Origin of the sequence: Desulfovibrio sp. 7SRBS1 (genome assembly GCF_049723905.1) — a bacterium.
Lineage (GTDB): Bacteria > Desulfobacterota > Desulfovibrionia > Desulfovibrionales > Desulfovibrionaceae.
On the sequence record NZ_JBJKFD010000001.1, the window covers coordinates 2,949,106 to 2,975,246 of the forward strand.

Sequence of the window (26,141 nt, forward strand, 5' to 3'; positions counted from 1 at the left end):
CTGTTGCCTTGGCTGGCGTAGACACCTGCTCTTATGAAAGACTCTGGCATCGACACAAGCAACAGGAATGAAGCCGATGGGAAGGCTCCCATACGGAACACCCTGACAGGATGCATATCATTCCGCCAACATTTTTGGCTCCCAACCAATACATTTTTTTGCAAGCTCCCGCCACCAGCATGATAATATAGAAGAATCCGGCAACGGAATCGATTCTGGACCGGGAAAACAGGCAGCGCCTTTCCCCTTCCCAATAACGAACACCAAACAAGCGAGTACCGAACCATGGTCAAAGGAAAACCCGTAAGTGAGTCGCAGACCGAAATGGCCGTGCGCATGATGCCCCAGCAGGCCAACCCTGCGGGCAACATCCACGGAGGGGAAATCCTTCGCTACATAGACCTGGCCGCGGCAACAGCGGCCATGCGCCACGCCCGCTCCTCCGTGGTAACAGCCTCCATAGACCGTATGGACTTCCGCAAACCCGCACATGTTGGCGAGCTGGTTACCTTCAAAGCCAGCCTGAACAGCGTGGGCCATACCAGCATGGAAGTGGGCGTCCGCGTGGAGGCGGAAAATCTGTATACCGGGGAAAAACGCCATACCGCCTCGGCCTACCTGACCTTCATAGCCATGGACGACGGCAAACCCACCCAGGTGCCCCATCTGGTGCTGGAAAACCCCACCCAGATACGCCGCAACGAAGAAGCCAAACTGCGCCGCCAGATGCGCAAGGGCGAACGGGAACGGGAAAACATTTCCCAGGCCGGAGTGGGCTGAGAAATACGCAATATCACTGTTCACCAGGGGCGGTCCCTTGTGGTCCAATCTGTACCGGGCCGCCTCTGGCGGGATGGGGAGCACTTCAAAGAACCATTGAGCTTTCGCCGCACTACGGGAGCTTGCCAGAAAAAGCTACTCCTCGCCCATTTCCATGGTGGTATCCCTCTCCACTTTGACGACCCGCACCTTGAAGGCCGCATACCATTTTGACCGGGCAAGTTGTTGGGCCTGCCGATGGAGCGGGTTGTTTTTCCATTGGGCAATGGACTCCATATCCTTCCAATACGACACCGAAATACCCAAATCCTCCCGAACCGACTCCATCCCCAGAAACCCAGGCTGTTCAGCGGCCAGAGCTGCTATTTTTTCGGCCATGGAGGCGTATCCATTGTCTCCCTCCGTACGCAGCGAAGTAAAAATAACCGCATAGTATGGGGGAGGTGGGGTTTTTGCTATCATTTCAACCTCGTATAATTTGGGGTTCCAACACACTGTGCTTCTGCCGTTCCTCAAGCAGAAACATCCGAATGAATTCTACCTATACAGGATGGATTAATCAAAAACTGGTGTGATGTGGGTAAAATGCGGTACGCGTTCTTTTGAACACCTGAAAAGACCAAACAAAGCAGGCACACGCTGTAAACACCGGAGCCCAGCCCATGCCATACATCGATACCATCCCGGAAATCGCCGCCCTTTGCGACGGTGCGGACCACGTCGACGTCAAACAAACGGTTTCCACAAAGTCGCTGCGCGAATTCATTGCCGCAGCCTTATCCTATATGCCGGGCTGGATGGTGGCACTCTACAAGGTACGGGCCGTCTTTGTCCGGCTGCTGGGGCTGAAACAAGACGGCTATCCCGGTAAAAACAAGGTCGCCCCGCAGGACGTCATCTTTACGCCCGGAGACATGGGAACATTTTTCAAGGTAAAGGGCGGCCAAGAAGATCAATACTGGATAGCCGGAGCAACCGAAAAACACCTTTCTGGATACCTTGCCATAGCCGCAGACCCCCTGCCCGACGGAACAAAACGGTTCCACCTGGCAACTATCGTCTATTATCACCACTGGACGGGAAGAATCTATTTCAACATCATCCGTCCCCTGCATCATGTGGTCGTTTGGGCCATGCTTCGCCATGCAGCCCGGTAGGAAAGAGTGGGGCGCTGCCCCACACCCCGCCAGGAGGCAACGGCCTCCTGGACCTGCGATATAAAGGGGAAAATTCGACTCGAAAACGAAACTCTAACCGATGTTCGACCAGATCTTCTTTTCTCTTTCCAGAAGCTTACCCAATAACACCGCTTCCCTGGCTCTTTTCTTCTTCTTTTCTTTCGTCCCACTACCCAAATAACACGGGCCGGAAGAAAGGCGGCGAGAGCAAGGCGCTAGGGAAATGAAATCGCGTAGTGTGCTCTTCCGCACATGAGCGACTTTCATTTACTGCAGCAACGAAGCTATCGTTGCTTTAATTCCGGCCCCTGCCCACTAACGCGGGCCGGAAGAAAAGCGACGAGAGCAAGGCGCTAAGAAAATTGCGAGGCGACGTGTACTCTTTACGTACACGAGCAGAAGCAATTTACTGCAGCAACGACGCTATCGCCGCCTTTCTCCCGGCCCATCATTCTCTATTTTACGCCGTAAGCCTTAAGCTTCCGCTGTAAGGTAGCCAGCCCAATACCCAGCTGCTTGGCAGTCTGCGTCTTGTTGCGATCCAGGGTCTCGTATGCGGCCAAAATATGCATGCGCTCCACCTCGGCCAACGGCAGAATCTCACCGCCCTGCTCTTCGGGGTCCTCAATGACGGATGATACACCGACCTTCCAGGCACATTCCTTGGCCGGAAGGTTCAGGTGCTGCGGCTCAATGGGCCCGCCCTGGGCAAGGTTGGCTGCGGCTTCCATCAGCCCCTTGAGTTCGCGCACATTGCCGGGCCAGTCGTGGCTCAGCAGTTTGCGCAGGCTTTCGTCGGTAATGGTGACCTGATGGCCCAACACGTCGAGAAAATGCAGGGCGAGCGGACGAATGTCTTCCCGGCGTTCGCGCAACGGCACCAGGGAAAGGCAGGCAAAACGCAGCCTGTAGTACAGGTCTTTGCGAAAGACGCCCTGTTCCACCAGGGCTTCCAGATCCTGGTTGGTGGCTGCAATGAACCGCACATCGGCCCTTACCGAGCGGGTCTTGCCCACGGGGGTGAACTCCCCTTCCTGCAGGATGCGCAACAGCTTGCCCTGAATTTCCAGGGGCAGGTCGCCGATTTCATCCAAAAAGAGGGTGCCGCCCTTGGCTCGGGAAAGGTAGCCCTGCCTGTCCTGGGTGGCTCCGGTAAACGCCCCCTTGGCATGGCCGAAAAACTCGGACTCGAAGAGCGAGCCGGAGAGGGAAAGCATGTTCACGGGCACGAATGGCCCGGTGTTTCTTGGGCTTGCCTTGTGGATGGCCTGGGCCAGCAGTTCCTTTCCCGTGCCGGTTTCGCCGGTGATGAGCACGGGGATTTCAGAACGGGCGTGCAGCTCGGCTTCGCGCAGCAGGTTGTGCATGCGCTCGCCCGTGGCAACTATGCGACTGAATGCGGACAGGGTCGTTTCCTCGCCGTCCCGGTCGTTGTCGCTCTGACGGAGCAGAAGATGGTCCACCATGCGCTTGTGCTCCAGGGCACGGCGCAAGACCATCACCAGCCGGTCCGGACGGACAGGCTTGACCAGATAGTCGTAGGCGCCAAGCTTCATGGCCTGGATAACGCTTGGAATATCTTCGTTGGCCGTCACCATGATACACATGGTCTGGGGCGACTTGGCGTGGATCTTTTCCAAAAGCTTCAAGCCGTCCATGCCGGGCATGATGATGTCCAGCAGGGCCGCATCGAATGTATTTGTTTCCAGCAGTTCCACTGCGCTCAGTGGATCGGACACTGCCGTAACCTGCCGGAAACCTTCCAGGCGCAATTTGCGCTCTACGCTATTTAGAAAATGCTTTTCGTCGTCTACGACCAGAATGGAACCGGTCATGCGTCTCCTCCCTTTGGCGAACAGGCAGCCGTACCGTAAAAACGGTCCCCTGGGTGCCTGCGCTTTCCACCCCTATAAACCCGTTATGCTCCTCTATGATGCGGTGCGTGATGAACAGGCCCAACCCTGTGCCCGATTCTCCACCGCGAGGAGTTTCCCCGCCACGGGTCGTAAAAAAAGGTTCAAAAATTTGATCCATATTGTCTCGGCTTATACCGCGTCCATTGTCTGCCACCCTGACCTCGACCTCGTCATCCTCTGCAAGGTGGCGTACCTGGAGCCTGACCCAGGAATCCTCCTTGTCCGCAGCCTGCCCCGCATTGAGCACCAGATTGATAAGCACCTGCTCTATGCGGCCGGAATGCATTTCCACCGGAGGGAGTTCGCCCACTTCCACTTCAAAGGTCTTCACCATCTTGCGTACTTCCTTTTCCACCAGGGAAGTGGCGTTGGTGACGACCGCGCCCAAATCGGCAGGCTTCATGTCCTTCACCTGCTGCTCGCGCACATAGGTCTTGAGGCGCGACACGATTTCCGTAATGCGCGAGGAACCGTGCTCCATATCGACGATGATCTGGTTCAGATCGTCCAATGCCGTGTCCAGAGACTGGCCCAAAAGTTCGGTATCGCCCGAGGCGTCCATCTCGCGCAGGGCCTCGCCTATTTCGCGGATATAGTCCTGAAGCACCGGGAGGTTGAAATAGATGAAGTTGTTGGGGTTGTTGATTTCGTGGGCAACTCCGGCCATCAACCGCCCCAGCGAGGCGAGCTTTTCCGCCTCGAACATCTTCTTTTCCGCCTCGCGCAGTTTGATCTCCTCGCGCAGCTTTTCGGCACGGCGCTGCTCGGTGAGATCGGAAATAAAAGCCACATGGCCAGCCAGCCGCCCGCCTTTTTCCCGAAGCGGGGTCAGGTTCACCAGCACGGGAACGACCACTCCGTCGTGGTTGATCACGCCGCCCTCGAACCGCAGCCTTTGGCCGCGTTGCAGGGAACGCGCCTTGTACCGCAGGAACTCCCGGGTGGTGGCGTCCATGAACTCGGCGGGGGAAGCTCCCCTGAGTTCACTGCGCGAACGTCCCAGCATGGAACAGGCCGCGCTGTTCATGTCCGCAATATACCCCCGGCTGTTTGTCAGAATAAAGGCTTCGGCTGCGGTTTCCACACTGCGCCGGTATTTGGCCTCGCGGTTTTTGAACCGCAGCTCCGCAACCTTGCGGGCCGTATTGTCCACGGCAATGCCTTCAAACACCTCTTCGCCCAGGGCATTCTCGGCCAGACGGATGTTCATGAGCACCCATACCGCCTTGCCGCTCTTGCGCCGCATGCGGATTTCATAGTTGACCACAGCACCTTCGGACCGGATGAAATCGGACATGCGTTCCCGGTCCACAGGCTCAAAATAGATATGGTCGGCCAGGTGCAGGTTGGAGAGCATGTCTCCGGTGGAATCATAGCCCAGCATGTGGGCCATGGCCGTGTTCGCACTCAGGAACTCGCCATCCGGCGTACTCTGGAACATCCCCACCACGGCGTTTTCGTACAGGGCGTTGAGACGGCCCTCGGCCTGGACCAGACCTGTACGGCAGGAACCGAGCTGTTGCCTGGCATGTGCCCGGCGCAACAGGTGAATTCCAAGTCCGCTTGCCAAGCCCGTCGCCACGCCCGCGACCAACGAAAAAATATCAAAATGCATAAATCTACATGTTCCTGTGGTGAAGAATGTGCATTATGCGAGATACCACATGCCTTCCCGGCGGTCCATTCCGGCCTTTCCCACCTTGCCGCAGGCTGTCAGGCAGGGTAGGAAAGTGACAAAAAATTAACGGATTCCATGTGCGCCCCAAATCCATAACTGTCCGGACACCTAGATCCAAGCCATCCGGCCCGCCCCATGTTGACCGCCTCATGTCTGGGCTCATGCCCGGCCCTCTGTTCCGGCAGCTGGCGCTTCTGGCCTATGCCGCGGGCATCTTCAGTCTGCGGGCGCCCCTGCCGTCCGTGGTATGCATTCTTCTGGTCGCAGGCCTTGGGAAAATCCGTTCAAAAACAGCACTCCTGCTGCTGGCGGCCGCCTTCGGACTTGGGGCCGCTGCCGCCTGGGTCCGGCTTCCCACAATTCCCGAGGTTCCGCAATGGGTGGCCGAGCGCCCGAAAGTGCAGATAACAGGTACGGTTCACGAACAAAAAGGCCTGCCGGACAACCGGCTGCGCATAGTGCTGAGCAACGTACAATGCACACTGCCGCAGGGCGAAATCACGGCCCTGCCCGGCCTGCTGGTCTGGACGTGGCAATATCCTGCCGCGCCGCGCCCGGCAAAGGGGCAGATTGTTTCCTTCCGGGCGAGGGTCATGCCTATTCGGGGTTTCGTCAATCCCGAGGGCTGGGACACCCGTTTTTACTGGCGCTGCAAGGGAGCCTTTTTCCGGACCTATACCAGGGGGGAAAAGACGCCCGTTACGGTGCGCGGTGAGCCAAACAGCCCACTGGGCCACGCCTTCCGCAGCCACCTGCGCCAAACCATACTCCAGGCTCCGGGCTCTCCGGGCCGTGCGTTGCTGCTGGCCCTGCTGACCGGCGACCGGAGCGACCTGTACGCATCCACAGTTGACGTGCTGCGCCAGGCCTCGCTGGCCCATTCCCTGGCCCTGTCCGGCCTGCACCTAGGCATTGCCGCGTCGCTCGGATTTTTGCTGGCCGCTTTCCTGGCCCGGCTGCGCCCCGGTCTGCTGCTGCGCATACCACGCCCCAAGCTGGGCGTTCTGCTGGCCGCTCCCATCGTACTCGGCTACCTCTGGCTTGGGGGCTTTACCCCATCCCTGGTGCGGGCCGCGGTCATGTTCGCCGCCTTTGGCCTGCTCCTTCTGGGCAACCGGCCCCGTGTGCTCCTAGACGGCCTGTTTCTGGCACTGGCCGTTCTGCTCCTGGCCGATCCCCTCTCCCTGTTCGAGCTGGGGCTGCAAATGTCGTTTTTGGCCGTGGCAGGCATAGCCGCTCTGGTCCCTATACTGCGCCGCCTTGCGGCATGGGTGGCCGGGCCGCCGCCATACGGCCCGCTGCGTACTGCCGCACTTTGGGCCTTTGGCCTGCTGGGGTGCAGTCTGGCCGCGAATCTGGCCCTGTTTCCCCTCTGCCTCGAGGCCTTTGGACAGATTCCCTTAGGGCTGTGGTGGAACCTGCTGTGGCTGCCCATTCTGGGCGTTGTGGCCATGCCTTTGGGATTTTTCGGCCTGCTTCTGGCCTCTCTGGCCAGCGTGGCCTGCATTCCCGGACTGGGGGGACTGCACACGGCGGCGGCCTTTATCTTTCAAATGGACGCCCAGCTGCTGGACGGCGTGTTCCAGCTTCTGAGCGCTGCTTCCCGCGCCGGGCTCATGCCCGTTGTGGCGGGCGTGCATCCCGGCTGGACCGTGATGCTGGGATATTATCTTTTTGCCACGCTCTGCCTGATATGGCTCAATACCGGAAAAAGCCTGTCCATCCGCTGGCAGGTTGCCGCCCTGTGCCTGCTGGCCTGGCCCGTGGCGGTGCAGGGATGGGATCTGGCACGTCCCGGCGTAAGTCTGACCGTGCTGGACGTGGGCCAGGGGCAGTCGCTGCTCATCAAGGCCAACGGCAACAAGGTGCTCATTGACGGCGGCGGAACCTTTTCCCGCACCTTCGACATAGGAGAGGCGGTCATAGCCCCCAATGTGGCGGCAGGCACAGGCCCCCGGCTGCGGGCCATTGCACTGACACATGCCCAGCGCGACCACAGCGGAGGCCTTGTCTACCCCATGCGCGCCCTGAAAGTGGGCAGCCTGCTGCTGGGCAGCGGCCAGCCCCAATCCCACGACCTGAAAAAACTTCATGCCCTGGCCGCACTGCGCGGGATTCCCGTGCAGACCATGCGTCCGGGAGAAACACTGAACCTGGGCCACGGAGTGCGGCTGCTTTGCGTATATCCCGCGCCCGGCATGCATTGTTCCGATCCCAACGACTGCTCCCTGACCTTTGTGCTGCAATGGGACGGAAACGACCTGGCCCTACTGCCCGGCGACCTGTCCGCCGCGCCCCTGGAAGAAATCATGCGCCAGCGGCCCGGACTGCGCCCCCAGATTCTCGTCCTGCCGCATCATGGTTCGGACACCGGAGCCTGCCCAAAGCTATACGACCAGCTGCATCCACTTGCCGCCATTGCCAGCTGCGGCAGCTACAACCGCTACAATTTTCCCGGACCGGGCGTAACCCGCGACCTGCAGCAGCGCAACATCCCCATCTTCACCACGGCGGCACACGGTGCGGTCCGGGTGCAGTGGGACAGGCCAACCTCCACTCCGCGCATTTCCACTTTGCTCCCCACACATTGACTGGTGCTTTGTATTGCTCCCGCCCCAAAGCAGTGCAATACTGGTCTTGCGTCTTGTACAAACCGTCCGACTGTGCACCTGCATATCGCCACTCCGGGAGTTCGCCTCATGTTTCGCCAACTCTTTTGCCTGCTGTTTTTCACCTTTGCAGCAACAAGCCTTGCAGGGCCGCTTTGCGCCCAGGCAGTCACCCAGACGGTCGCACAGGGGGGGTCTCCTTCCGGTCCCATCACCCTGGTCAACCGCCAATGGAACACCGGCCCCGGCGGCACAAACCACACAACCCAATGCGTCAAATCCCTGGTCGTGCCCATTCCCCCCAGCTGCAAAGGGAAAAGCATCGGCTATACATTGCATGGCAACGACCCGAACCAGGGCAGCCTTTGCCGTATCTGGATCGTCTTCGACAAGAAACAAAGCCACTCCACCCCGATCAATCTGCACATCAAAGGCGCGGCAGTGCTTTCCGGCTCGGCAGGGCCGGTGCCCGACACCCCCGTGCGCCATCTGCACATTACCTGCTCCGCTGGGCGATTTACCCCCATGCAGCTTTCCGTTTCCCTGCAATGCACAGGCGGCTCGGCCGAAGAGGCCTTTGCAAAGGACCTGGATACGTTTCTGCAAACCAAATAATGCGGCCCATCCGGCTGCTGGCAAAGGCACGAGAGCAGTTTCAGGCGGTATAATACAGTGTCCTTGCCTTCAATACGCAAACTCCTGTACGCAAAGCAGATGAAAAACTATTGCACCGTTTTTACCTCCACCCCTAGCCCATTCGTCGCACTTCCCCCCGTAACCGTGGCCGCCGTGGCCGCGGTGGCCGCGGTCGTCCTGCTTGCACTTCTGTTCTGTGTCTGCTCCCCTGTTCCGGCCCAGGCCAAAGGGAAAAAGACAACCATCATATCCATGACCATGCAGGGAGACCCGGACGGTATAATGGGCAACCAGCAGGCCAAGCTGAAGAAGGTCGGCAAGCTGCCCAAAGCCTGCGACGGCCTGCACATTATATACGCCATTCAGGGGAAGGACCCGGAGCAGGAGACTTTTTGCAGAATCGGCGCGGCGTATGGATCGGGAGGAGCGTCCGAGCCGGCAACAGCCACCATCAAAGGCGGGGAAAACAAATCGGGCAGAGTGCCCTCGGTGCTTACGGAAAACAGCCGACGCGTCGTTGTTGAGTGCATGACATCGGACAGGTTCCGATCCATGTTCGTGGATGTGCTCATAACCTGCGAAGGCGGCCTGAGCCACGATGAAAAGTTCCTTGAGGACCTCGACAAGTTCCTCAAGACGGAATAGCTACAACGCCCCTTCCAGCTCCAGCAGCCATTGCTTCATATCCAGCCCCGGTCCGTACCCGCCAAGCTTGCCGCCAGAAGCAAGCACCCGGTGGCAGGGAATGAGCAGCGGCCAACGGTTGGTCGCCATGCAGCCGCCCACGGCACGCGAGGCCCTGGGCGAGCCCACCCGTTTTGCCAGCTCCCCGTAGCTTAGGGTTTCACCGGCCGGGACGTTTTGCAGTTCCTTTAAAACGCGGGTGCGAAACTCTGTGGTCCGCTCCCACCGGTACGGCAGGTCGGGCCACTGCACAGCCTCGCCCCGGACATATTTGTGCAAGGCCTCTTCAACCACCCTGCCCCATTTGGAAAATGCAGGAGCATCCGCTCCTTCGCCGTTGCCTGCCCAGGCCAGATCAATATGATCCAGCAAGCCCCTGTCCCACCACAGGGTCAATTGCAACGGTCTGCCGACAATCACCTCACAAACCAATTCCCCTACCATTCTGCACCTCCGGCAATCTTCCCGAGGCCGCAAACCATTCCGGCATTGCCGCCTCCACCCTGTTGCCTTGCCCACAGCACAACCTGCCCTGCCACATGTCGCGCCGCTTCAGCTCGTCACGTATCCTGCCCAGCAGCGCGCCCTTGTCTCTGGCCCACTCAGGGGCCAGCAGCTCGTCCTCCATGGCATCGCCGCTCAGGCGCTGCACCACGATGTCGGGGCGCAGCCGTTCCAGCCCGTCCAGCAGCGTGTTTATGTAAACCTCACGATCCAAGGGTTCGTACCGGCCGCTCTCCCATTCCCTGGCCAGCACGCTCCCCTTGCACACAAACAAATTGTGAAATTTTATTCCATGCACGGGCAGCCCGTTCACGAACTCGATGGTCCGCATGGCATCGTCGTATCCATCACCCGGCAGGCCGAAAATAACATGCGCGCACACCTTCAACCCAAAGGCGGCCGCATCGTGACAGGCCCGGGCAAAAACATCCACGCCATGGCCCCGATTGATCCGCGCCAGGGTCGCTTCATTCACGGTCTGCAACCCCAGCTCCAGCCAGGTTTCGCCAACCGAATACTTTTTCAGAAGCTCCAGACGCCCGCCCTCCAGGCAATCCGGCCTCGTCCCCAATGACAGCCCCGCACACTGCGGCAGTTCGGAAATGGTCCGCAAGGTCGCTTCCACCTTTTCCAGCGGCCCGTGTGTATTGGAATACGACTGCAAATAGGCCATGAACTTGCAATTTTTATAGCGCGCTTCAAACCGCTCGCACCAATAGTCCCACTGCTGGCGCAAATCCATGCCCTGCGCCAGAAGCCCGGAACCAGAACCGCCAGGGCCGCAAAACCAACAACCCTGCCGCGAAATGGTCCCGTCCCTGTTGGGGCACGAAAAACCAGCGTCCAAGGCCACCTTCTGCACCCGACAGCCAAAACGCTGCCTGAAGTACGCGTACAAGGCGTAATACCGAAACTGTACGTCATTTTGCATGCGGCATCTTCGTATAAGCTGTGAGGAAGAGCAAGTACGAGGATAAGGATGGCGGGGGCGCTGCCCCCGAGCCCCCGCCAGGAGGCAACGGCCTCCTGGACCTGCGACTTTTGAATGTTCAACTGCTTCCGGCGAAACGCCGGGAGCAGTTGAACATTCAAAAATACGAGGCAGAGGATAAAATTCGATATAAAGACAACAACCTTACCCGAAGAGGGTTCTCAAAATGGCCTCCTGTACGCGACAAAAAAGGTTGGGAAACGAACGCAGTTCGTTATCCAACCTTTTTTGTCGCGTACAAAGCGTGGGTCCAGGGCCATCATGGCCCTGGCGGGGTGCGGGGCAGCGCCCCGCCTTATTTTTTATGCTTTTTCCACCATGACGACCCTACGGTGCCGTTTCCGAACATGGCATCGACTGCGGCATTATCGTTGGGATGCATGAAATACCCTTTGTTGGTACGAATGGGCGTACCGCGTTTGAGCAGCTCGGAGACGGACAGAAAGGTAAAGCCGTGTGCCTTGAGCTGGCGGATTATCTGCGGCAGGTTGGTATTTGTACGCTTGGGAATGCCGTTGCCGTGCAGCAGCATGATGGAGCCGGAAACGACGGAACCGGGGGGAAAGCCTGTGGCTACGTGGCTGCGGCTGGTATTGGGAAAGATGGAGGGAAGTCTTTTTTCTTCGCCCTGGCAGTCCCACAGAATGGAGGTGAGGCCAAGCCGGGCAATAAGCTGGACCGCATCTTTGGAGGACCGGGCATAGGGCAGGCGGTAGAGCGTGGGCACCTGGGGTATGGCGTCCATTTGTGCGGCAAGTCCGGCCTTTGCGGCGCGCTGAGCCAGCTGTTCGCGCAGCAGCTCGTACTGGGCCTGGGTAAAGAGAATCTGGTCACGCATCTGGGATTTGTCCATCACGCCCATATTGCCGTGGGTCCAGTTGTGGTTGCCGATTTCGAAAAGTGGATCGGCCATGAGCTGTATGGTCTTTTCCGGGTGGTCGCGCATCCATTTGCCGCCCGCGAAAAACGTGGCGGGTATGCGCTCCTTGCGCAGCAGGTTGACCAGCTCGGCATTGTAGCCGCTGACACGGCTGGTGAGTTCGCAGAGGTCGAAGGTGAGCGCGATCAGATTGGGATTGGGCGCAGTGGCGTTTGTGGAGTGAAAATTTTCCAAGGGAATATGGACCGCGCGAATATGGCCGGGCTGAACAGGCGGCAGATTATGCAGGGGCCTGCGGCGTGCGGGACCGGAGAAATCGGGCGTTTTCAGGGCTGGCTGCCCCTTGATGTCCTGAGGTGTTCCGGCCAGCTGTTCAGGCGTCCACAGGGCGTGGAGCAGCGCGTCGGGAGTTTCGGCCAGCTGCTCACTCTCGTCTTTTGCCGCGCAGCTTACGGAAAAAAGCAAGGACAGTACGAGGAGAACGAGGACAACGCGCTCACACAAAAAAGCATTCAGACGACACATTGTATTCCCTTCAGTTCAATTGCAACACCAGCCGCAGCATATCCCGAAGCTGGATGCCGAGTTCAAAAATCGGCTCGTCGTAATTGTCCGTAAAAAAATTCTTGGTAATGGAATCCACCCGGAACCCGGCCCGCTGGTAAAACGCCAGCTGATAGCCAAAGGTTCCGGTGCCCAATTCAATACATTCAGCTCCGCTTTGGCCAGCTTGCTGGATGACGTATTCCAGAAGTTGCGTGCCGATCCCCTGCTTTTGGAAATCCGGGCGAACCGCGATGTAAAACAGCTCCACACGCCCGTCCCGCACCGGACCAAGCACGCAAATGGCTACAGCCAGTCCATCCTCTTCTGCAAGATAGCAGGTGCTCTCGGCAAGATACCTGCGAACATTTTCTTCGGACGGATCTGCTTCGAGAAGCAATTCCAATGGCGCTTCTTCCGGCGCTATGCTTTTCAAGGTCAACATTGCACACTTCCTTTGCTGCAATTCCCAGGCAGACGACAGTAACTGCGGCCTGCGGCGACTTCAACAAAGAACTGCCTTCTTGCAACGTAAAAAACGGCCTTTGGCAAAGCTGCCAAAGGCCGTTTTCCATTCCATAATGCGGGGTCCAGGGGCCATGATGGCCCCTGGCGGGGTGCGGGGCAGCGCCCCGCTTTCTTACTTATTTCTACCTACTTCACCAATTCCTGCTTGCCGCTGATGAGATCCGGGATGACCGTGGGATCCGCCAGGGTGGAGGTATCGCCAAAGTCGTCCTGGCTGGTGCTGCCTGCCGCAATCTTGCGAAGTACCCGACGCATGATCTTGCCCGAACGCGTCTTGGGCAGCCCGTCCGCGAACTGGATGACCTCGGGCGAGGCAATGGGGCCGATCTCCGAGCGCACCCAGGCGCGCAGCTCCTTGCGCAGCTCTTCGGACTCGTCCACGTCGCTCTTGAGGGTGACGTAGGCATAAATGCCCTGCCCTTTCACCTCGTGCGGCATGGCGACCACGGCGGCCTCGGCCACGTCCTTGTGGGCCACCAGCGCGGATTCCACCTCTGCCGTGCCCATGCGGTGGCCGGAGACGTTGATGACGTCGTCCAGGCGCCCCATGATCCAGAAGTAACCGTCCTCGTCCTGGCGCGCGCCGTCCCCGGATTCGTACATGCCGGGAAAACGGGCAAAATAGGTGGACTTGAAACGCTCCGGGTCGCCGAACACGCCGCGCAGCATGCCGGGCCAGGGCTTCTTGATCACAAGGTGTCCGCCTTCGTTGACGTCGGCGTCGTCGCCTTCGGCCCGCACAATGGCGGCTGCAACACCGGGCAGGGCGCGGGTGGCCGAGCCGGGTTTGAGCGGCGTGGCATACGGCAGTGCGGAAATGAGAATCCCCCCGGTTTCCGTCTGCCACCAGGTATCCACAATGGGCAGCTTCTTGTCGCCCACGTATTCGTGGTACCACATCCAGGCTTCCGGGTTGATGGGCTCGCCCACGCTGCCGAGCACGCGCAGGGAGGAGATGTCGTGCATCTGCGTCCACTGGGTGCCTTCGCGCATGAGCGCGCGGATGACCGTGGGCGCGGTATAGAAAATGTTGACCTTGAACTTTTCCACGATGCGCCAGAACCTGTCCGGCTTGGGATAGCTGGGAACGCCTTCGAACATCAGGCTGGTCGCGCCCAGGCCCAGAGGACCGTAGACGATATAGGAATGTCCGGTGATCCAGCCGATATCTGCCGTGCACCAGTAGATGTCGTTGTCCGTGACGTCGAAAACAAGCTGCGTGGTGTGGGCCGTGTAGGTAAGATAGCCCGCCGTGGTATGGACCACGCCCTTGGGCTTGCCCGTGGAACCCGAGGTGTAGAGGATAAAGAGCGGGTCTTCGGACTCCATGGGTTCGCAGGGGCACTCGCCCCTGATGTCGTCGGCAGCCATCTGCTCGTGCCACCAGGAGTCGCGGCCTTCGTTCATTTCTATCTCATTGCCTGCCCGGCGCACCACAACACACTGCTCCACCGTGGGGCACTCGGCAAGGGCCTCGTCGGCATTGGGCTTCAGCGGAATGGTGCGTCCCGCCCGGATGACCGCGTCGGCCGTAACCAGCACTTTGGCTTCGCAGTCGCGTATGCGGCTTTGCAGGGACAGGGCGGAAAAACCCGCAAATACGATGGAATGTGTGGCGCCGATGCGGGCACAGGCCAGCATGGCAACGGCCAGCTCCGGCACCATGGGCAGGTACAGGGCAACGCGGTCGCCCTTTTTCACGCCCATTTTGCGCAGCACGTTGGCGAAGCGGCAGACTTCGGTGTGCAGCATCTGGTAGGTGTAAACACGCACGTCCTCTTCGGGCTCGCCCTGCCAGATGATGGCGGCCTTGTTGCGGCGGCCATTTTTCAGGTGGCGGTCCAGGCAATTGTAGGCCACGTTGATTTTTCCGCCACGGAACCATTTGATGTCCGGCTTGTGGAAATCATAATCCAGGACCTTGTTCCACGGCTCGAAAAACTCAACAAGCTGGTTGGCACGTTCTCCCCAAAAGCCCTCCGGGTCCTCGTCAGCGCGCTTGGCCATGGCCTCGTATTCTTCCATGGAGCGGACATGCCCCTGCCCTTTTGCCGGGCTGGGCGGATTGAAAAGACGCTGTTCGTGCATCATGCTTTCGATTTTTTCTTCCTGCGTCATTGCTCTGACCTCGCTTGGGCTGCTGGTTGCTTGTCCTTTGCATTGCGGCGCGTCCCGAACTGGCTGTCTGCCGATCCACCTCGGGAACGTCCGGCGCGGACTTCCTTGATTACCGGCCATAATAGAGGACGGTGCGTTTCATTTCACCATTTTTTTTGGTAAACGGAGAAAACCCACCCGTGAACGGTAAATCCTCTACGGGCAGGCATGCAAAGGCATCCTTCCTTCGGCCCCCAACCGGTCTTTTCCAGGAGCAAACAGCATGAGCCTCGTGAACCTCGACGCCCTGTTCAATCCTTCCTCCATCGCCGTCATTGGCGCGTCCAAAACGCCGAGGACGCCCGGTGCCATCATCATGCGCAACCTGCTGGCCGGAAAATTCAACGGTCCGGTCATGCCGGTCACCGGCAAGGCCGAGGCCATATCGGGCGTGCTCACCTACAAGGACGTGGACGCCCTGCCCATTACCCCGGACCTGGCCGTGCTGTGCACCGAAGCCGCCGAAGCGCCCGACCAGATACGCAGGCTGGCGGGACGCGGCACCCGCGCCGCCCTGGTGATAGGCCCCGGCTATTCCGGCCTTGCCCAGAGCGAACAGAACGAATTGGACCAGCGCATTCTGGAAGCCGCGGCCCTGAACGACATCCGCGTACTCGGACCGGGCGGCCTGGGGCTCATCGTGCCCCACTCGGGCCTCAACGCCAGCCTTGCGCCAACGGACGCCCTGCCCGGACGAACGGCATTCATCACCCAGAGCGACAGCCTGTTCACCACGGTTCTGGACTGGGCCCGTTCCAACGCCATCGGTTTTTCCCACTTCATTTCCCTGGGCGGCCAGCTCGACGTCACCATTGCCAGCGTGCTCGACTACCTGGGCTCCGACCCCATGACCCGTTCCATTCTTCTGTACGTGGAGTCCATCCGCGAGGCCCGGCGGTTCATGTCCGCAGCACGGGCCAGCGCCCGCAACAAGCCCATACTGGTGATGAAGCCCAACGAGATTATGGAGACCATGCTGCCGGAACAGCATTGCATCCTCACCCTGGCGGGCGAAGAGGACGCGGTATACGACGTGGCTTTCAAACGGGCGGGCATTGTGCGCGTGGACGATACAGACGACCTGTTCGACGGCGCCCAGACCCTGGCCCGTTCCCAGCCGTTGCGCGGCGACAACCTGGCCGTGCTGACCAACGGCCGCAGCGTGGGTGTAATGTCCGTGGACGCCTGCCTCAAGGCGGGCGGCAATGCGGCCTGCTTTAGCGAGGAAACCCGCATGGCCCTGGAAGAGGTCATCGGGCGCCCCCTGGCCGGGACCAACCCCGTGGTGCTGCCCTTTGACGCGGACGCGGAAATGTATGCCCACGCCCTGCGCATCCTCATCAAATCCCCGGACGTCTCCGCCGTGCTGGTGGCGCACGTTCCCTTTACCGAGGTGCCGGGCGAAGAAGCGGCACAGGCCGTGGCCCAGGTGGCGGCCAAGACCAAGCGCACCGTGCTGACCTGCTGGCTTGGCTCGGAAACCGCGCGCAACGCACGCAAGATTTTTTCAGACGCCAACGTGGCAACCTTTGAAACACCGGACAAGGCCATCCGCGCCTTCATCCACATGGTCACCTACCGGCGCAACCAGGAAATGCTCATGGAAACGCCGGATTCCCTGCCCACGGACTTTTTTCCGGAAGTCGCCAAGGCCCGCGCCATCGTGGCCGCGGCCCTCAAGGAAGGGCGCACCATGCTTTCGGAAACCGAGGCCAGCCGGGTTGCCAGGGCCTACGGCATCCCCGTGGTGGAGACCCGTTCCTGCATCTCCAGCATGGATGCGGTCATTGCCGCGGACGAGCTTGGCTATCCAGTGGTGCTCAAAATCCGCTCCAAACAGATACGCCACCCCTTTGAGGTGGGCGGTATCGCCTTTGACCTGGAAACCCCGGAGCAGGTCTGGGACGCGGCCACCCACATCGTCAACCGTGTGCACAAACACGCGCCCAAGGCCTATATCGACGGCTGGACCGTGCAGCAGATGGGCCGTCGCCCCGGCGCGCACGAGCTGTACATGGGCGTGCTGGTGGACCCGGTTTTCGGCCCCATCATTCGTTTCGGACACGGCGGCGTGGCCTCCAAGGTCATTGGCGACTTCGCAGTCGGCATGCCGCCCCTCAACCTTTCCCTGGCCCAGGAGCTCATCGAACGAACCCGTATCTCGCGCCTGCTGACCGGGCCGGACAGCCAGAACCGCGCGGATATCGACGAGATCAGCCGGACGCTCATCCAGATAACCCAGCTCATCATCGACATACCCCAGATTTCCGGGCTGGAAATCAACCCGCTCTTTGCCGACGACCACGGCGTGCTCGCCCTGGCTGCGCGCATATGGGTGGAAGAAACAGACCTTAGCGGGCCGGACCGCCTGGCCATACGCCCCTATCCCAAGGAGCTTGAGGAATGCGTGGAGCTCAAGGACGGCTCCCAGGTGGTATTGCGCCCCATCCGGCCGGAGGACGCGCCCGCCCATCTGGAATTCATCCGCCGCCTGGATACCGAGGACCTGCGCCTGCGCTTCTTCGGCGTGGTCAGCGAATTCGAATTCTCGGACATGCCCAAGTTCACGCAGATAGACTACGACCGGGAAATGGCCTTCATAGCCACCACGGAACAGCGCGGCGAACCCATAACCCTGGGCGTGGTCCGCACCTCCACGCGGCCCGACAACTCCAGCGCGGAATTCGCCATCATTGTGGACTCGTCCATGAAAGGACAAGGACTCGGCTCCCTGCTCATGGACAAGATGATCCGCTACACCCGGGCCAGGAAAACCACCCGCCTGGAAGGCGAAACATTGCCCGAGAACAAGGGCATGATAGGACTTTCAAGGAAATTCGGATTCGACGTGAAAATCGACTACGAGGACGATCTGGTGGTTATGACCCTGCCGTTGCAGGGGGAGGAGTAGGAAGAAATGCCTCCGGCGGCTGGGGGCAATGATTGCCCCGCAGACCCCCACATTACGCAGTACGCAAAGAGGCCATTAAAAAATGGACTAACTTCTATTCTGACGTCTCAAAAAACTCCACCCAAACGGGCAGCGGCTCAAAAAAGCCTGATTGATGCCGCACAAAAAACGCGGCGATCAACTTTCAGCCTATTTTTTTTATGCGTTGGATACGCAACTTTTTAATGCGTGCGACCAAGGTCGTCGGTTTCAGCCCCAGCAAGGCAGCGGCTCCGTCCTCGCCGTATATCTTGCCATTGCACCGGGCCAATACTTTTTCAATATTTTGAATCTGCAGCTGAATCATGTCCTGCTCGGTCAAAAACGAATCCACACTGTGGGCGGAACAAACACCCGGTGCGGATTTCGTGGAATTGCCGTTTAAAAGCTGCAGTTGGGCAGAACCGACAGTGGAAGAAATGGCAAAACGTTCCACAACATTTTGCAGTTCCCGCACATTGCCCGGCCATTCGTATGCGACAAGTTCAGCAATTTGCTCCGGCGAGAACCGCAGTGGAGGGCCACTTGTGTCGGCGGCGCACCGTTCAAGAAAATGATTTGCCAACGGGGCAATGTCTTCCTTTCGTGTCCGAAGCGGAGGCACAATAATGGGAAACACATTCAGACGAAAATACAGGTCTTCTCGAAATCGTCCGGCTTCGACTTCCTTTTGCAAATCCCGGTTCGATGCCGCAATGATTCGGACGTCCACCTTGCGCAATTTCTCTTCGCCAACCCTTTCATATTCCCCCTCCTGCAGAACACGGAGGAGCTGGGCCTGCAATTCCAGGGGAATTTCACCTATCTCGTCCAAAAACAGGGTCCCTTTATCCGCAGCTCCGAACTTCCCCTCCCGGTGAGCGTATGCTCCGGTAAAAGAACCCTTTACATGGCCGAAAAACTCGCTGGCAAAGAGTTCCTTGGGAACGGATGCACAATTGACCTTGAGCAATGGTTTGTTGCGCCGTTCGCTTCGCTGATGCAGCTCCCGCGCAACCAGCTCTTTGCCCGTGCCTGATTCGCCCTGTATAAGAACGTTGGCGTCGGTGGGAGCCACTACATCAATCTGCTCGACAATACGCTTCAGCGCAGAGCTGCGCCCGACAAACCCACCATAGGAAGTTATTCCCTGCAACTCCTTGCGCAGGTATTTATTCTCGGCTTCAAGCTGCTTTGTAAGTTCTTCAATTCTTTCGAATGCCCTGGCATTGACCAAGGCGGCTGCGGCATGGTTGGTGATGATGTTCAAAACATCGAGAGATGGCGGGGTAATCCGATTTTTGGTGAACACGGCCAGCACCCCGAGAATTTCATCGTGAAAACGCAGGGGTTGGCCCGCAAAGCCTTTGATTCCTTCACGCCTGGCCCAATCGGGGTCGGCGATCCATTTTGAATCGTTGGGAATGGACTCCACCACAACAGGCTTTCCTGTTGCCGCTATATGGCCCACCTTGTGTATCCCCATGGGAAACCGACTGAACTTCCCTTCCAAATGGGACCAATCCGCTGAATCGGCGCAGCCGGAACGCCCGGCACTTGCGACGAGCTGAAGGCATTTGTCTTTGCGCCCACACTCCCCGGCCATATGGCAGGACGAGCAGATATCACCTTCTCCAACAAGCCAGATGCGGACAAGAGAGACCCCATCAAACTGGAAAAGACGGTGGACGATGAGTTTGAAGAGCTTGCTTGTAGCCCTTTGTTCTCCCATCTCCAAAAGAAGCGATTGGATTTTCATATTTCTGAAATGAAAGACGGTGTCGGCAGCCATTCTGCGAGGTTAAATGAAACGCATGACCCCCACAACAGAAATAGTGGAAACAGCCCCAATGCCCACCTCCCGCCCTGGTAATGAATTGAGCGCCGGAGGTGGGCTTGCAAGGAGGTTGCGGTAAATACTCCGGATTATCTCCAACAAATATCCGACCTTGCCTGGTCGAAATCGGCTACAATTTTTTCTGCCAATTTTTCCGGGTCCGCATATATGGTGAGGCTGGAGCCGAGCAAGTCTTTCGTCTCTTCGGGGAGAAAATCCACAAGATCAGAGGCATCCCGTACTGCGCTCTGTTCACAGTGGTAGGAATTTAAGCCAAGTGTCCGGTAGGCGAGTGCAGTGCAAAACTCTTTTTCATTAAAGCATTGCGGTATCACTTGGGCCAAAGGCAAACTCTTGATTGGGCGGCCTGTATATTTTGCAATTTCTCTAAAGACAAAAACAAGATGTATATTGTCCAGGCAGTTGGAAAAATGCCATACGGGCGGCATTTTCGTACCAAGAAATTCCTGCAGTTTCGAACCACACTTATGCACGCTCTTAGAAGAACAATAGCCCATTTTTACAATTTGTGATGAAATGCATCCGCTTGTAAAAATCAAAATATTATTCTCAAGCAAGATATCGATCATGGCAGAAAGCTTTTCTTCCGGAAGAAACGAATAGCGAGAGCATCCCGTTATATTTGCAATTCCCTGTATTTTTTTGTTGATCATTGCCGAGGATACAGACGACATGCAGCCGTAGCGCTGTTCCAGGGTATCCCGGTTGAAGCCGACCATGGCTTCTATTTCGGAAGGAGGGATAATACGACAGATGTCACGACGATTCTTGTAGCTTTCAACAGCGCGGAAAACGATACGACGGGCCAGCTCTTCGAGACTTTGCGCATTTTCCTGCGTATTTATCTGCCCGAGATATTCAACTCCGGGCAGACAGCCCGATTCGCTTGTGACAACAACGACGGTCTTCAGGCACCTGGCAGCATCCAGCATGTTGGGAAGAATGTCCTGAGAGGTTGTCAGCCATAAGTCGAGCGCGCCGGTGGCAATAACCGGCTGCGAGAGCCTGGCATTGGACAGGGGGATGACGCCATCGATGTGATTTTCCGACAGCGGATCAGAGCAACAGAGGCCGTACAGCTGAATCCCTCGCGCGCCAACTTCCTCGGCCATTTGACCAACTTCCGCCGTACGTATGATCTTGATGAGCTCGGCTGCCAACGAGGACTCATTGGCGTTGAGGGCGATATTGATGGTATCGTCCCGCAATGCCCCAGGATTTGCTTTGATGGTGGCCCGTTGCGGCAATCCCAAAAGACAATCTTGTGCAATGGAACCGCTGGCCACACTGTTCATGGAGAATGCAATTCCAAGGCGCAAAAATTGATCGACCATCTTGCCATGGGTGTCTTGCGTTTCTCCAACGACTTGCCGGGAGGCCTGATCCACTTCATAAACGGGCCCGGCAGGGGTCACCCCAATGTTGTTCCACACTAATTTACGTTCAGGCGGAGCAACGGCATCCAATGTCCCGTTCTGGCTTGGGACTGTGCACTCCATATCCTGCAAAAGCGCATCGGCAAGCTCGTCAGCAACCTCTTCCACTTTTTTATTCTTTATGGAAATCCCGAGAAGACTGCCATGGGCCATAACTTGCTTTTCATTCAAGGAATGCAGGCCTTCCCCTTCTTTTGCCGTTTTTTTCAAGCCCAGCAAGAATTCACGTGTCCGAGCGTTTTGTGCCACCACGCCTGCAGCGGCTATACGGTTTCCCTTTTCCAAGGTATCCTGCCCATTGTGAAGTTCCTGCTCGGAACTGGAAGAATGGTTGCTGCCCATATTGCATTACTCCGAAAGTTGGATAGTTGTTGGGAGGCTATGATCATTGCATCAAGGCAAGATCTTTATTTTGCGGCTCGACCCAGCCTCTTTTTCGATTGATTGAGCAAGCTTTATTCCAACCTTGGAGAACAACATAACAACCTGATATTTAACGGCAATCTACACACGAAGAAACCAATGACAACATTATTTTGCGATGAAAAACGCAAAATAATGTGTTCAAAACATTTTTCTGTGATTCTCTGCATCAAGACTTCAGAAGCAACTGTGGAATCCGCATGAAGCGCCCCCCTTATCCTCTATGAGGGACGACTCTGCGGTAATGAGTGAGGTGCCTGCACTCTTTATAAAGGACTCAAGTCCTTTTCCCTCATTCACTTTGGGAAAAGGGATTTTGTGCGGCAAAAACAAGGCCGGGAAAAGCAAATCGTGCTTTTCCCGGCCTTGTTTTCACAATCCAATTGTCGGGTGGATTAAAAAAGTAAAGAAAGACGTATGATTTTCCCCACGCAGCAGCCACTCAACAGGCTGCTGCTCAAAAAGGTGTGAGAGCCAGGCGTAAGCCTCTTCCTGGTTCCAAAGTGTATTCTTTTATACACGAGGATTCTGGAAGTGGTGAAGCAACGCCGCTATCGTGCCTTTTCAGCCGCTGCTCAAAAAGGTGCGAGAGCCAGGCGTAAGCCTCTTCCAGGTTCCGAAGTGTATTCTTTTATACACGAGGGTTCTGGAAGTGGTGAAACAACGCCGCTATCGTACCTTTTTCAGCAGCGGCACACCCGGTTCCGCCCCTCATGCTTCGCCTTGTACAAAGCCTGGTCAGCCTTCTCCAGCAGCCTTTCAAAGACCTTTTCAAGATCGCTTTCCAGAGGAGCCTCGGCAAAATCGACCCCGGAAATCCCGATGCTGATGGTTACGCGGATATCCTTACCCTGAAAGGTTGTGGTCGTGCTCTCAATGACGGCACGCAGCCGTTCGGAAAGCTTTTCCGCGCCTGCCATGTCCGAGTTGGGAAGCAGGATGGTGAATTCCTCTCCGCCGTACCTGCCGATGATGTCGCTGTTGCGCAGGATACTGCGGAAGCCATCGGTCACGTTTTTCAGCACGCGGTCTCCGGCAATGTGGCCGTAGGTGTCGTTCACGTTTTTGAAATGGTCGATGTCGATCATCAGAAAGGAAAGTTTGCCTTTTTTGCGTGCCGCCCACCGCAGCTCCTGGATGCAGGACTCCATGAAAAACCTTCTGCTCTGCACTTGCGTAAGCGTGTCGATGGTAGCCAGCTGCTGCAGCTTGTCCACCAGCCGCCTGTTCTCGGTCACGTCGTACAGCAGGACGATCTGCCCGATATGTCTTTTTTTCGTGGAATAAAGCTGGGTTATGGAAACGCTGAAATGGCGTACCTCGCCCTGGAACTTGAGTTCGATTTCCACAGGAGCTTCTTCGGCAAGCGGCAACGTTTCTATGAACGACGGGTATTCGCCGAGCACATTGCGCACATTCAGGCTGACCACCTCCCTGGTCAGTTCGGAAAAAAGCATGGCCGCAAAATTATTGAAATCAACGAGAAGAAAGTCCCTGTCCAGAACAAGGACGGGATTCTGCATGGTTTCAAACACCTTGGACCGAGCCACCGGAGCAACATCGAACATGCGCAGCCGGAACATGCCGTAGGCGAAGATGGGCACCACTACCGAAAGATAGAACGGCTCCGTATCTATGCCGGGAGAATTCACCAGCAGGAGATTGCAAATATTTCCCACCCAGGGAATGAGCGAGGCGTAGAAAATGATGTTCGCCTGTTTTTTCCGGTATCCCTGCGTCTTGGTGGTCATGCGGAAGAAAAGGCCTATCCCGCCCAGACTGAGCAGGGTCTCGTAATAGAACCTGACATAATACCACGGCCCCTTGTCGAACGATGCAACAGGAAACGCCTCGCTGGAATCCACCCCCAGCCGGGCATAATACAAATGATGCAGCTCGTTGGTGTACACCATTGCCACTGTTGCCACGGGAATGGCGAAAAGGAGTACATACCACCATTTGTTTTTTATTCGGTAGTTGTTGTATTTCAGGGCGAAAAGGAACCAGAACACGGGAACGAACGGAATGCCGAGGTATTCGATTTTAAGGGCGAAATATATTTCGGCGTAGGTACTGCCGGTAAGCTCAAGCAAATATCCGAAGGAATAGAGAAAAACAGCCAGCATAAGGCCGAGGAATTGCCGCGATCCCGATGATTCCAGGAATCGTGCGGTATAATACCCCAGGGCAAGCATTCCGGAGCAGGAAATGCATAAGAAGAGAAGAGCCAGTGCCTTTACTTCCATAACCTGATGTACATTCTCACGATTTGGAACACCGCCAATGCCAATTGAATCCGGTGCAGCGCGAAACAGCGCGAAACAGGGCACACGCGCATCTCACACCCGGCATGGTTTTATATACGCAAACTACCACAGAGTTTCTTTACCCGGCCTCAAACCACACCAAAGCTGCCTTGAACTAGCGGCAGCCATGGATTCTGTTTCCAGACGATGACTGGTGCAGTCCGACGCAAAAAACAGTAAAGAAGAGGGAGAAAGTTTCGTGGGGTACTTATTTTGTCGTTGCAAAACGAGGTCGGTGGGTCTGTCTGCCCTCCGGCATCGTGTCCGGATGTAATAACTGCGGCAAAAGAAGTTTGCCGCCAACTCGTGTGCTGTCCGCAAAGTACATAGACGTATTTTGCGGAGGACCGCGACCTGAAAAACGTGGTTTTCAGGTGCGCTCACGCCGCCTTTGCCGGTGCGTGGTAGGCCATGCCCACCAAGTGACGTGCCGCTCGTTCTACCGTATGGTAATGATACGGATGTAACGGATGCGACCCTAGCATCAAGAAAAAGAAGCTGTCCAACAAAAGCTGGAATCAATAGACAACCGTTGCCGATTTTTTCATTACTACGCTTCTCCGCCAACGCAAAACACATTTCCACGAAAGGACTCCAATCTCTACACGCCGCCACAGAAAGAGTAAAATATATTTTCAACAAAACACCCATACATACTCCAATTTTCCCCTCTCCAGCTCTTTCTTCCGCCCGAGGGAAAATATCGAAAAACAGCCTGCGGACGGCAGCCTTACAAGAAAACCATCTGCCACAGAACCGCCTCCCTCTTTGACAACAGGAAACGAATACACTACTCAAAATCGGTTTGAGCCGTATTTGGGGAGAGAAAATGAGCAGCGCAAAAAAGATCAAGGGTTTTGCCGATATGTTTCCGCCGGACAGTGACCGGTTCACCTTTCTGGAAAACACGGCAAGATCGGTATTTTTCAAGTATGGCTTCGGGGAATTGCGTACTCCCATTCTGGAGCGCACCGAAGTATTTGCCAAGGGCATAGGCGAGGATACGGACGTTGTGGGCAAGGAAATGTACACGTTTCCCGACCGCAAGGGACGTTCGCTGACCATGCGCCCGGAAGCCACGGCAGGCGTTATGCGCGCCTTCATCGAATCCAAGCAGTACCAGCCGGGTGGCGTGTACAAGCTGTGCACCATGGGCCCCATGTTCCGCTACGAGCGCCCGCAGAAAGGCCGCATGCGCCAGTTCCATCAGATCAACTGCGAAGCCCTGGGCAGCGATTCGCCCCTGGCCGATGCCGAAGTCATCCTGATGCTCAACGAATTTCTGCTGGCTGCCGGGCTCGATAAGCTGACCTTTGAGGTCAACTCGCTGGGCTGCAACGAGTGCCGGCCCAAGTTCCGCCAGGCACTGACAGACTTTTTCGCAGCCATCCCGGAAGAGGAATTGTGCGACGACTGCAAACGCCGCAGAAATACCAATCCGCTTCGGGTGCTGGACTGCAAGGTGGAGCGCTGCAAAAAGGCCATTGAGGGCGTTCCCGAACTGCCCGACCATATCTGCCCGAAATGCAGGGACCACTTTGCCGAGGTTCTGGAAGTGCTCGACGCTTCGGATATTTCCTATGTCCGCAATCCCCGCCTTGTGCGCGGGCTGGACTATTACCAGTCCACCACCTTCGAGGTGGTTTCCGGCGACATCGGGTCCCAGTCTTCGGTTGCCGGTGGCGGCCGCTACGACGGGCTGGTCAAGATGCTGGGCGGACCGGACGTGCCGGGCGTGGGCTTTGCCTGCGGCATGGAACGCCTTGCCCTGCTGCTGGAAGCCAAGGACGGCGAGCTTGCCGAACAACCCGACTTTTACATCGCCGTTCTGGACGAACGCGGTCTGCGCCAGGGCCTGTTGCTGGCCCAGCAGCTGCGTGCCGAAGGACTTTCCGGCGAATGCGCCCTGGCCGCGGGCAGCATGAAAAGCCAGCTGCGCCGCGCCGGTAAACTGAATGTACGCTTTGCCCTTATTCTGGGGGGCGAAGAACTGGATGCCAAGACCGTTGTGGTCAAGAACCTGCAATCCGGCGACCAGGCCACCGTGCCCATGAAACACGCCACGACCCTTCTCAAGGGTTCAGAGCAGGAATAACTTTTTCATT

18 protein-coding genes are annotated in these 26,141 nt (G+C 57.3%); 7 read left to right on the forward strand and 11 right to left on the reverse strand.

Annotated features, from left to right (window positions below; genetic code table 11):
• The first annotated feature begins 285 nt into the window (after window positions 1-285).
• A complete protein-coding gene (locus ACI0FJ_RS13340; protein WP_424304340.1) occupies window positions 286-780 on the forward strand; it encodes an acyl-CoA thioesterase in 495 nt (164 codons plus the stop codon).
• Between the two features lie 135 nt (window positions 781-915).
• On the opposite strand, the gene ACI0FJ_RS13345 is transcribed toward ACI0FJ_RS13340, so the two are convergent.
• Entirely contained in the window at window positions 916-1,242 is a 327-nt protein-coding gene (locus tag ACI0FJ_RS13345; protein WP_424304342.1) for an antibiotic biosynthesis monooxygenase family protein, read from the reverse strand.
• Window positions 1,243-1,442: 200 nt separating this feature from the next.
• Here ACI0FJ_RS13345 and ACI0FJ_RS13350 point away from each other — a divergent pair, with 200 nt between their 5' ends.
• Window positions 1,443-1,937, forward strand: a complete 495-nt coding sequence (locus ACI0FJ_RS13350) for a DUF2867 domain-containing protein (protein WP_424304344.1) — start codon at window positions 1,443-1,445, stop codon at window positions 1,935-1,937.
• A gap of 476 nt (window positions 1,938-2,413) precedes the next feature.
• Here ACI0FJ_RS13350 and ACI0FJ_RS13355 read toward each other — a convergent pair whose 3' ends face one another.
• Both ACI0FJ_RS13355 and ACI0FJ_RS13360 read right to left on the reverse strand, forming a co-directional pair.
• Window positions 2,414-3,793 carry a sigma-54-dependent transcriptional regulator gene (locus ACI0FJ_RS13355; RefSeq protein ID WP_424304346.1) on the reverse strand — a complete coding sequence of 460 codons (1,380 nt, stop codon included), beginning with the start codon at window positions 3,791-3,793 and terminating at the stop codon, window positions 2,414-2,416.
• A complete protein-coding gene (locus tag ACI0FJ_RS13360) occupies window positions 3,744-5,489 on the reverse strand; it encodes a PAS domain-containing sensor histidine kinase (protein WP_424304348.1) in 1,746 nt (581 codons plus the stop codon). Before ACI0FJ_RS13360 ends, ACI0FJ_RS13355 begins: the two co-directional genes overlap by 50 nt.
• Window positions 5,490-5,701: 212 nt before the next feature.
• Between ACI0FJ_RS13360 and ACI0FJ_RS13365 the strand changes: the two genes are divergently transcribed.
• The 3 genes from ACI0FJ_RS13365 (at window position 5,702) to ACI0FJ_RS13375 (ending at window position 9,442) form a co-directional block, all read left to right on the forward strand.
• The gene (locus tag ACI0FJ_RS13365) at window positions 5,702-8,143 is read left to right on the forward strand and encodes a DNA internalization-related competence protein ComEC/Rec2 (protein ID WP_424304350.1); all 2,442 of its coding nucleotides are present in this window, start codon (window positions 5,702-5,704) and stop codon (window positions 8,141-8,143) included.
• A gap of 108 nt (window positions 8,144-8,251) precedes the next feature.
• Entirely contained in the window at window positions 8,252-8,776 is a 525-nt protein-coding gene (locus ACI0FJ_RS13370) for a hypothetical protein (RefSeq protein WP_424304352.1), read from the forward strand.
• A gap of 57 nt (window positions 8,777-8,833) precedes the next feature.
• Window positions 8,834-9,442 (forward strand): hypothetical protein, encoded by a 609-nt coding sequence (locus ACI0FJ_RS13375; protein WP_424304353.1) that lies wholly within the window; start codon window positions 8,834-8,836, stop codon window positions 9,440-9,442.
• Here the strand turns inward: ACI0FJ_RS13375 and ACI0FJ_RS13380 are convergent, their stop codons facing one another.
• The 5 genes from ACI0FJ_RS13380 to acs all read right to left on the reverse strand — a co-directional run bounded on the left by ACI0FJ_RS13380 (window position 9,443) and on the right by acs (window position 15,045).
• Window positions 9,443-9,925 (reverse strand): methylated-DNA--[protein]-cysteine S-methyltransferase, encoded by a 483-nt coding sequence (locus tag ACI0FJ_RS13380; protein WP_424304355.1) that lies wholly within the window; start codon window positions 9,923-9,925, stop codon window positions 9,443-9,445.
• Window positions 9,903-10,916 carry a TIGR01212 family radical SAM protein gene (locus ACI0FJ_RS13385; RefSeq protein WP_424304357.1) on the reverse strand — a complete coding sequence of 338 codons (1,014 nt, stop codon included), beginning with the start codon at window positions 10,914-10,916 and terminating at the stop codon, window positions 9,903-9,905. The genes ACI0FJ_RS13380 and ACI0FJ_RS13385 overlap by 23 nt, the downstream gene beginning before the upstream one ends.
• A gap of 355 nt (window positions 10,917-11,271) precedes the next feature.
• Window positions 11,272-12,381 (reverse strand): polysaccharide deacetylase family protein, encoded by a 1,110-nt coding sequence (locus ACI0FJ_RS13390; protein WP_424304359.1) that lies wholly within the window; start codon window positions 12,379-12,381, stop codon window positions 11,272-11,274.
• 10 nt (window positions 12,382-12,391) lie between these two features.
• Window positions 12,392-12,844: a GNAT family N-acetyltransferase gene (locus tag ACI0FJ_RS13395; protein WP_424304361.1), complete on the reverse strand. Its 453-nt coding sequence runs from the start codon at window positions 12,842-12,844 to the stop codon at window positions 12,392-12,394.
• Window positions 12,845-13,053: 209 nt separating this feature from the next.
• A complete protein-coding gene (gene acs / locus ACI0FJ_RS13400; RefSeq protein ID WP_424304363.1) occupies window positions 13,054-15,045 on the reverse strand; it encodes an acetate--CoA ligase in 1,992 nt (663 codons plus the stop codon).
• 262 nt (window positions 15,046-15,307) lie between these two features.
• On the opposite strand from acs, the gene ACI0FJ_RS13405 reads away from it, so the two are divergent.
• Window positions 15,308-17,995 carry a GNAT family N-acetyltransferase gene (locus ACI0FJ_RS13405; RefSeq protein ID WP_424304365.1) on the forward strand — a complete coding sequence of 896 codons (2,688 nt, stop codon included), beginning with the start codon at window positions 15,308-15,310 and terminating at the stop codon, window positions 17,993-17,995.
• Window positions 17,996-18,179: 184 nt separating this feature from the next.
• Here the strand turns inward: ACI0FJ_RS13405 and ACI0FJ_RS13410 are convergent, their stop codons facing one another.
• The 3 genes from ACI0FJ_RS13410 to ACI0FJ_RS13420 all read right to left on the reverse strand — a co-directional run bounded on the left by ACI0FJ_RS13410 (window position 18,180) and on the right by ACI0FJ_RS13420 (window position 23,976).
• Entirely contained in the window at window positions 18,180-19,805 is a 1,626-nt protein-coding gene (locus tag ACI0FJ_RS13410; protein WP_424304367.1) for a sigma 54-interacting transcriptional regulator, read from the reverse strand.
• 134 nt (window positions 19,806-19,939) lie between these two features.
• A complete protein-coding gene (locus ACI0FJ_RS13415) occupies window positions 19,940-21,649 on the reverse strand; it encodes a hypothetical protein (RefSeq protein WP_424304369.1) in 1,710 nt (569 codons plus the stop codon).
• A 764-nt stretch (window positions 21,650-22,413) separates the two neighbouring features.
• On the reverse strand, window positions 22,414-23,976 hold the full coding sequence (locus ACI0FJ_RS13420; RefSeq protein ID WP_424304371.1) for a histidine kinase N-terminal 7TM domain-containing diguanylate cyclase: 1,563 nt from the start codon (window positions 23,974-23,976) through the stop codon (window positions 22,414-22,416).
• Window positions 23,977-24,865: 889 nt separating this feature from the next.
• On the opposite strand from ACI0FJ_RS13420, the gene hisS reads away from it, so the two are divergent.
• Window positions 24,866-26,131: a histidine--tRNA ligase gene (gene hisS, locus ACI0FJ_RS13425; protein ID WP_424304373.1), complete on the forward strand. Its 1,266-nt coding sequence runs from the start codon at window positions 24,866-24,868 to the stop codon at window positions 26,129-26,131.
• Window positions 26,132-26,141 lie beyond the last annotated feature (10 nt).

What these genes read in the sequence shown, in the direction of transcription:
- ACI0FJ_RS13340 (WP_424304340.1), top strand. Translation starts at nt 286, where the DNA reads ATGGTCAAAGGAAAACCCGTAAGTGAGTCGCAGACCGAAATGGCCGTG.
- ACI0FJ_RS13345 (WP_424304342.1), bottom strand. Translation starts at nt 1,242, where the DNA reads ATGATAGCAAAAACCCCACCTCCCCCATACTATGCGGTTATTTTTACT.
- ACI0FJ_RS13350 (WP_424304344.1), top strand. Translation starts at nt 1,443, where the DNA reads ATGCCATACATCGATACCATCCCGGAAATCGCCGCCCTTTGCGACGGT.
- ACI0FJ_RS13355 (WP_424304346.1), bottom strand. Translation starts at nt 3,793, where the DNA reads ATGACCGGTTCCATTCTGGTCGTAGACGACGAAAAGCATTTTCTAAAT.
- ACI0FJ_RS13360 (WP_424304348.1), bottom strand. Translation starts at nt 5,489, where the DNA reads ATGCATTTTGATATTTTTTCGTTGGTCGCGGGCGTGGCGACGGGCTTG.
- ACI0FJ_RS13365 (WP_424304350.1), top strand. Translation starts at nt 5,702, where the DNA reads ATGTCTGGGCTCATGCCCGGCCCTCTGTTCCGGCAGCTGGCGCTTCTG.
- ACI0FJ_RS13370 (WP_424304352.1), top strand. Translation starts at nt 8,252, where the DNA reads ATGTTTCGCCAACTCTTTTGCCTGCTGTTTTTCACCTTTGCAGCAACA.
- ACI0FJ_RS13380 (WP_424304355.1), bottom strand. Translation starts at nt 9,925, where the DNA reads ATGGTAGGGGAATTGGTTTGTGAGGTGATTGTCGGCAGACCGTTGCAA.
- ACI0FJ_RS13385 (WP_424304357.1), bottom strand. Translation starts at nt 10,916, where the DNA reads ATGCAAAATGACGTACAGTTTCGGTATTACGCCTTGTACGCGTACTTC.
- ACI0FJ_RS13390 (WP_424304359.1), bottom strand. Translation starts at nt 12,381, where the DNA reads ATGTGTCGTCTGAATGCTTTTTTGTGTGAGCGCGTTGTCCTCGTTCTC.
- ACI0FJ_RS13395 (WP_424304361.1), bottom strand. Translation starts at nt 12,844, where the DNA reads ATGTTGACCTTGAAAAGCATAGCGCCGGAAGAAGCGCCATTGGAATTG.
- acs (WP_424304363.1), bottom strand. Translation starts at nt 15,045, where the DNA reads ATGACGCAGGAAGAAAAAATCGAAAGCATGATGCACGAACAGCGTCTT.
- ACI0FJ_RS13405 (WP_424304365.1), top strand. Translation starts at nt 15,308, where the DNA reads ATGAGCCTCGTGAACCTCGACGCCCTGTTCAATCCTTCCTCCATCGCC.
- ACI0FJ_RS13410 (WP_424304367.1), bottom strand. Translation starts at nt 19,805, where the DNA reads ATGGCTGCCGACACCGTCTTTCATTTCAGAAATATGAAAATCCAATCG.
- ACI0FJ_RS13415 (WP_424304369.1), bottom strand. Translation starts at nt 21,649, where the DNA reads ATGGGCAGCAACCATTCTTCCAGTTCCGAGCAGGAACTTCACAATGGG.
- ACI0FJ_RS13420 (WP_424304371.1), bottom strand. Translation starts at nt 23,976, where the DNA reads ATGGAAGTAAAGGCACTGGCTCTTCTCTTCTTATGCATTTCCTGCTCC.
- hisS (WP_424304373.1), top strand. Translation starts at nt 24,866, where the DNA reads ATGAGCAGCGCAAAAAAGATCAAGGGTTTTGCCGATATGTTTCCGCCG.